This window comes from Limnoglobus sp. (genome assembly GCF_059499385.1).
In genome coordinates this window covers 1-6,209 of sequence record NZ_JCABYM010000022.1, presented here as the reverse complement: position 1 = coordinate 6,209, position 6,209 = coordinate 1, and the positions used below count along the sequence as shown (strand labels likewise).

Sequence of the window (6,209 nt, the reverse complement as noted above, 5' to 3'; positions counted from 1 at the left end):
AGTAGGCACACTCCGTGTGCCGTCTGCTGTCGGTCGCAGCGGCCCGGACGAACTCGCTGGGCGCATGAACGAGACGGCACACGGAGTGTGCCTACTACTATGGGCCGCCGCGACCCGGACGAACTCCCCGCAGCGGCTCGGGCGAACTCGCCGACCCGCCGAGGGGACGGCACACGGAGTGTGCCTACTACTTTGTGACTACACTGTGATTATCCCACGGAGCGCACCCCATGGCCAACGGCGAGTCGTTCGATGTCATCGTCATCGGGGCCGGGCCGGCCGGGGAGTCGGCGGCCGTCACGGCCGCGCTGAACGGGAAGCGGGTCGCCGTCGTCGAGAAGCAACCGTACCACGGCGGGGCGGCCGTCAACACCGGGACGGTGCCGAGTAAGACGCTCCGCGAGACGGCCCTCGCCCTGTCCGGGCTGCGGTCCCGCGACCTGTACGGGGTGGACCTGTCGATCCGCCGCGGGGCGACCATCGACGACCTCATCCGCCACGAGCGGGCCGTCCGCGTCGGCGAGCGGGAACGGATCGCCGACGCCTTCGCGCGGCACGGCGTCACCGTCGTCCACGGGACCGGCGCGTTCGCCGACCCGCACACCGTCCACGTCACGAGGCCGGACGGGTCCGCCGTCAGCCTCCGGGGTTCCCATATCGTCATCGCCATCGGCAGCGTGCCGGTCCGGCCGCCGGGCATCCCGTTCGAGCACGACCGCATCCACGACTCGGACGAGCTGCTGAAGATTCACGAGCTGCCGAAGTCGATCGCCGTCGTCGGGGCCGGGGTGATCGGCAGCGAGTATGCGTGCATGTTCGCGGCCATCGGCGTGCCGACGTACCTCGTGGACGGCCGGGACAAGCTGCTGCCGTTCGTGGACGGCGAGGTGTCGGCCGCCCTGCAAGCGGCGATGACACGGCTCGGCGTGAACTTCATCTGGAAGGAGAACGTGCAGTCCTGCCCGGACCCCGGCTCCGACCACGTGAAGCTGACGCTCTCCAGCGGGCGGATTCTCGACGTGGACCACGCGCTCATCTGCGCCGGGCGGATGTGCCGGACGCCGGAGTTGAAGCCGGAACTCGCCGGGCTGACGCTCGCGGAGAAGGGCCGCGTGCCGGTGAACGCGAACTTCCAGACCGGCGTTCCCCACGTCTACGCGGTCGGCGACGTGATCGGATTCCCGGCGCTCGCGTCCACGAGTGCCGAGCAAGGCCGGGAGGCGGCGGAGCACATCTGCGACCCCGGCTGCGACGACGCGTGCGTGGCCCCGGTGCTGCCGACCGGCATCTACACGATCCCGGAGCTGAGCGCCGCCGGTGCGACCGAAGAGGAGCTGAAGAAGAAGAACGTGGACTACGTCGTCGGGAGGGCGAGCTACGCCGACGTGCCGCGGGGCAAGATCATCGGCGACCGGGACGGGTTCTTGAAGCTGCTGTTCCACCGCGGCACGCGGAAGCTCCTCGGCGTCCACGTCATCGGCGAGCAGGCGACGGAGGTGGTCCACATCGGTGTGATGGCAATGATGGCCGACGGTGGGATCGACCTGTTCCGGCGGACGTGCTTCAACTACCCGACGCTCGGCGAACTGTACAAGCACGCGGCCCTGAACGCGGAGCGGCGTCTAGGGACGGGAAGTCAAACGGAAGACTAAAACCGATTTCACCGCGGAGGGCGCAGAGGGCGCGGAGAAAACCAGGAGAAAGATTCTTTTGAAATTTCTTCTGGCTTTCTCCGCGCCCTCTGCGCCCTCCGCGGTGAACATTTCTTCTTCTACTTCTTCGGCGCGTATTCCGGCGGGAGGAGCAGCGCGATCGGCGGCGGGTTCTCGTCCTTGCGGGAGGCCGTCCGCGCCTCCGGGCGGATCCGCTCCTCGCGGTCCGGGGCCGCCCCGCGGGCGACGGTCGGCGCTTCCAGCCGCGGCACGGCCGACAGGCCGCTGAGCCGCACGTCCGTCTCCTTCGCCCGGCTCGCGACGGCCGTGGTACTCGCGACCGGGGCCTTCGCCTTCGCGGACCGTTGCGGCGGCGTCCGCAGCGATTCGATCCACTTCTCTTCGAGTTCGTCCACGCTCTCGAACCCGTAGGTGTCGCGGACGGCGGCCTCCCAGTTGCGGTTGTCGTTCCGCATCCCGGCGCGGACGAACTTCAGGAACTTCGCCCGCCCGCCGTGCTGGTTGATGAGGTAGTCGCAGATCGAGTACCCCTGCGCGTACACGACGATCATGTCCCGCGGGTACTCCTTGAGCGTGAACAGCACCCGCAGCTTGATGCCGCGGCCGCCGTTGAGCAGCTCCCGGCAGCGGATGTCGTGCGTGAAGCACTCGCTGTCGTTCTCGCTCAGCACGCTGCCGCCCTCGTCCGCCCACCGCGGCACGGCCTGCCCGAAGTGGTACGCCAGGACCGTGTGCGTGACCTCGTGCGGGAGGACGCTCTCGAGCAGTTGCTTCTGCTCGCCGAAGATGTGCATCTGTTGGGACAGCACGCCGGACCGGCCGCCGTTGCCGCCGAACGTGAACGTGGTCGCGCCGCCGGTGTCCTTCATCCGCAGCTCGACCCGCAGCGGGCACCGCTGGGACCAGTTCGGCATCTCCTCGCCGAGCCACTCGCGGGCCTTCTCGCGGCGGAAGTGTTCGGCCATGTCGCCGAACTTCTCGGCGAGTTCCCGCGTCGGGGCGGTGACGCGGAAGTTAGTGGTCTTGTACGACCCGTCCCGATCGAACTCGCCCTCGCCGGCCGACGCCGCGAGGGACGAAACCAAGGCGCAAACGAACCCACCGACGAACCGACGCAGTGTCATTCCCTTGACCTCCGTGCGGACCCGACCCGAATGTAGTTGGCAAAGTCTAGGTGCAGGGGAACTGTAACCGCAAGCCGGATGCCGTGATGTCGGGCGGGGGGCGGCGGGGGAAAATCGTGGCCGTCTAAGGTGCGATGGGGCGGGTGGTTCCGGCGACGGCGGCTCGTGCCGTTCGGTCCGAGGGGAGCGATTTCTTGTGGTAAGTTTTACAATTCCGCGCGGGCCGCCGGGCGGGTGTAAAAATTACCCGGTGAAGCGGGGCAGAATAACCACGACTGGGGGACTCCAAGCGTGGCTGTCGTCTTGCTTCACGGGACAACCCGCCGCCGGGCCGAGCGGTTGCTGACCCACCCGCCCGATCCGAACTTCGTCGAACCTGGCGGCGACCCGTACTCGCGGGCCAACGGCTTCTCAACAACCCGCGACGGCGACCCGGATTTGGGGCTGGGCACGGCCGAGGACTACGCCCGGAAGAAGGCGGCGCTGTTCCCGACCGAGGGCGGAGCGGCCGTGCTCAAGGTTGAAGTCCCCTCCGAGATCGTCGATAGTATTTACAGGGACCCGTTCGCCGCCGCGGTCGCCGCGTCGGGCGAGTTGCGGTTCGAGCCGGGTCTGGGCCTCGAAGACCTCGTCGCCGAATGGCCGAACCTGTCCAAGCAGGTGGTGCTGATATGACGGCCGATCATGTCGTGAAGCTGTTCGAGCAGGCCCCATCCGTGCCGAACGGTTTGATTTGGCTCGCCGACCAACTGTTGGTCCTCGGCCAACACGCCGACGCGCTGTCCCTTGAGGCAACCGACGGCGAATTCCTCTGCCGCGTCGGGGAAAGCACCGCCACGATTCCGCCCCCCTGTGGGCGACTGTTCCGCCCGCTGTTGGCCCGACTCGGGAAGGCTGCGGCCGACGAGTCCGGGGTGGAGTTCCAACCCTATGGCGGTCGGTACGAACTTCGCCGCGCGGGGGAGAGCGGTCCCGTGCGGTTGGACGTGGCCATCGCGAACACGCCGGGCGAGCAGAAGGTCCGCGTCAAGCGGGAGGTGTTGAGCCTCCGATCCGCACCCGGGGCAATGGATTCCACGCGGTTGCAAGCCGCTGTCATTGAGTCCGTGACATCGTGAACGATCAGCCACATCACCTGATCATGGTTGTTTATCGTTGCCGTGTCGCCGGGGTGTTGACGGGATCGCTCGACTTCCAAGTTCGGTGGTTTGACGGCGTTGATGCGACGGAGGCTCGCAGGCGCGTCGAGAACGAAGTCGCACACACCTACGAGAACCGCGAAGGCGAACCCGTGTCCTGGGAGCTGGCCGAGGTGTTGGCCGTCGAACGGTTCGCACCAACCGATTCCGGGGCAGAGGTAATTGGCTTCATCACTTCTGCAGAACATTTATCGAGATTGACCGGTCCCGCAGTGACCGGTGAATAAATCGGCCAGATGGCGGCGGGCTTGCCCGCCGTGCGGGTTCTCGAAGACTCGAACCCGCGTGGCCCTTCCTCCCGCCGGGACCTTCCTCCCATCGCAGGTAGTTCTCCGCGGGAGGAAGGTGGTGCGGGCCTCGAAGACTCGGCCCGCACGGTGGGCAAGCCCACCGCTAACTGACCCGCGGCACGGCGAACGTGCTCAGTTCCACGTCGCCCAGGCCCAGGTCGCCGAGCACCTGCTCGGCAGACTTGCGGATCGTCTCGCAGTAGCGGCCCAACTCCAGGTCGTCGCCGTCCTTGCCGAACGGCTCCTCCACGTCCTCGGCCGTCAGCTCGATGCCGAGTAGGAAGTACGCCAGCAGCGCCACCACGCCGACCGCCATGTACCCGTAATCGCCGGCCATGAACCACGGGGCGGACGCCAGGTACAGGATCGTGCCGTGCCGCAGCAGCGCCCGGTACGACAGCGGGACCGGCGACGACCGAATCCGCTCGCACGCGCCGCTCACGTCCATCAGCGCCTTCGCGTGCGGGTCCAGGATCAAGGCGTCCATCTCGGACAGCTTCCCCGCCGCCCGCCACGCCTTCAACTGCTGGTACACCCACTCGGCGAACTGCAGCGGGACGTGGGCCGGCGTCGCGATTTCCTTCTCGAAGCCGGGCACGTCCTGCAGCGGCCGGCCGCCGCGGAGGTGGTTCTTCAAGCTCACCGCGAACCCGACGATCAGCCGGCCGAACCGCTGGTACTCCAGCGGCTCCGCCGCGACCATCGCCTTCACCTTCAGGCAGACGTTCCGCGAGTCGTTGATGAGCTGGCCCCACAGCTTGCGGGCCTCCCACCACCGGTCGTACGCCTGCATGTTCCGGAACCCGAGCAGCACGCCGAGGATGACGCCGTTGATGACGGCCAGGTCGCCGATCCACTTCGGGAAGTTCCAGTGCTCCAGGTCGGTGACGTACTTGACGACGACGCCGTAGATGACGACGACGAACACGGCCGCGTCCAGCCGCCGCCACACGGGCAGCGGCGGCCAGAGGCGGCGGAACAGGGACGCCCGCTTCATTTCGCCTTGCCCCCCAGCAGCCGGCGGATCATGCCGCTGCCGGCGATGAACAGGCCGAGCTTGTCGAACCCGTCGCCGCTGTCCGGCGGCGCGGCGAGCTTCACGGTCACGTCGTCCTCGGATTCGAGCGTCAGCTTCACCCGGCGGGTCGCGAGGTTGTACACGCCGTAGGCCACGTCGAAGTCCGTGTCGATCTTCTCGCGGTACTCGCGCTTGATGCTCGCGGCCATCATCGCGGTGTTCAACACGATGGCCGTTTCTCGCAACGCGTCCTCGTAGCCGGCGATTCGCTCGACATCCTGGCTGTAGACCTGCTCGAGCGCCCGGTGCGCGGCCCGCACGCCGACCATGATCCGGTCGATCACCGCGCGCAGCGGGTGGCTCAGGGTGATGTCCAGGTACGCGTGCGGGTCCATGAACGCCTTCACGGCCCCGGCCACGGCCCCGCAGTTGCTGTGGCCGAGGACCACGACCAGCCGCAGGCTCTTGCCGAGGTTCGTCACCGCGAAGTCGAGGCTGCCGAGGCACTCCGCCCCCAGCACGTTCCCCGCCACCCGCACGACGAACAGGTCGTTCGCCGCCTGGCCGAAGATCAGCTCGATCGGCACGCGGGCGTCCGCACAGCCGAGGACCGCGGCGAACGGCTTCTGCTTCGGCGGCGACCCGTCCGCGTGCGCGAGGCCGAGCGCGTCGGCGTTCAGCGTGATGATGCGCGGCGCGGATTGTTCCGGCGAATCGGGCTGCACGAGATTGGCGAAGTCGCGGTTGCCGTCCTCCAGCCGCTTGCGGGCGGCGGCCGCGGTCTTCGGCGGGCGGCCGCCGGGGGCGGCCGGGTCGATGCGGTAGATCAAGTCGAACATCGGGCGCTCCTTAGAGGCTGTTTCATAACAGCTTATTGAGTGTGATGAAGGCCATGGCGAGTTCGA

Annotated in this window: 7 protein-coding genes; 4 read left to right on the top strand and 3 right to left on the bottom strand. The window is 67.8% G+C overall.

All coding sequences use genetic code 11. The annotated features are described in order from the left end of the window. The first annotated feature begins 230 nt into the window (after window positions 1-230). Window positions 231-1,652: a Si-specific NAD(P)(+) transhydrogenase gene (sthA, locus tag AC5JJ2_RS03935; protein ID WP_495856653.1), complete on the top strand. Its 1,422-nt coding sequence runs from the start codon at window positions 231-233 to the stop codon at window positions 1,650-1,652. Between the two features lie 119 nt (window positions 1,653-1,771). Here the strand turns inward: sthA and AC5JJ2_RS03930 are convergent, their stop codons facing one another. Then, window positions 1,772-2,797: a hypothetical protein gene (locus AC5JJ2_RS03930; protein ID WP_495856652.1), complete on the bottom strand. Its 1,026-nt coding sequence runs from the start codon at window positions 2,795-2,797 to the stop codon at window positions 1,772-1,774. A 291-nt stretch (window positions 2,798-3,088) separates the two neighbouring features. On the opposite strand from AC5JJ2_RS03930, the gene AC5JJ2_RS03925 reads away from it, so the two are divergent. From AC5JJ2_RS03925 to AC5JJ2_RS03915, 3 genes are read left to right on the top strand one after another with little or no spacing between them, the layout of a single operon-like run. Continuing rightward, window positions 3,089-3,472 (top strand): hypothetical protein, encoded by a 384-nt coding sequence (locus AC5JJ2_RS03925; RefSeq protein WP_495856651.1) that lies wholly within the window; start codon window positions 3,089-3,091, stop codon window positions 3,470-3,472. 14 nt (window positions 3,473-3,486) lie between these two features. Then, window positions 3,487-3,915: a hypothetical protein gene (locus AC5JJ2_RS03920; protein WP_495856650.1), complete on the top strand. Its 429-nt coding sequence runs from the start codon at window positions 3,487-3,489 to the stop codon at window positions 3,913-3,915. After that, complete coding sequence (locus AC5JJ2_RS03915) at window positions 3,912-4,223, top strand: hypothetical protein (protein WP_495856649.1); 312 nt, start codon at window positions 3,912-3,914, stop codon at window positions 4,221-4,223. Before AC5JJ2_RS03920 ends, AC5JJ2_RS03915 begins: the two co-directional genes overlap by 4 nt. A 166-nt stretch (window positions 4,224-4,389) precedes the next feature. On the opposite strand, the gene AC5JJ2_RS03910 is transcribed toward AC5JJ2_RS03915, so the two are convergent. Next, the gene (locus AC5JJ2_RS03910; RefSeq protein ID WP_495856648.1) at window positions 4,390-5,283 is read right to left on the bottom strand and encodes a bestrophin family protein; all 894 of its coding nucleotides are present in this window, start codon (window positions 5,281-5,283) and stop codon (window positions 4,390-4,392) included. After that, the gene (locus AC5JJ2_RS03905) at window positions 5,280-6,143 is read right to left on the bottom strand and encodes a carbonic anhydrase (RefSeq protein WP_495856647.1); all 864 of its coding nucleotides are present in this window, start codon (window positions 6,141-6,143) and stop codon (window positions 5,280-5,282) included. Before AC5JJ2_RS03905 ends, AC5JJ2_RS03910 begins: the two co-directional genes overlap by 4 nt. Window positions 6,144-6,209 lie beyond the last annotated feature (66 nt).

What these genes read in the sequence shown, in the direction of transcription:
- sthA (WP_495856653.1), top strand. Translation starts at nt 231, where the DNA reads ATGGCCAACGGCGAGTCGTTCGATGTCATCGTCATCGGGGCCGGGCCG.
- AC5JJ2_RS03905 (WP_495856647.1), bottom strand. Translation starts at nt 6,143, where the DNA reads ATGTTCGACTTGATCTACCGCATCGACCCGGCCGCCCCCGGCGGCCGC.
- AC5JJ2_RS03930 (WP_495856652.1), bottom strand. Translation starts at nt 2,797, where the DNA reads ATGACACTGCGTCGGTTCGTCGGTGGGTTCGTTTGCGCCTTGGTTTCG.
- AC5JJ2_RS03910 (WP_495856648.1), bottom strand. Translation starts at nt 5,283, where the DNA reads ATGAAGCGGGCGTCCCTGTTCCGCCGCCTCTGGCCGCCGCTGCCCGTG.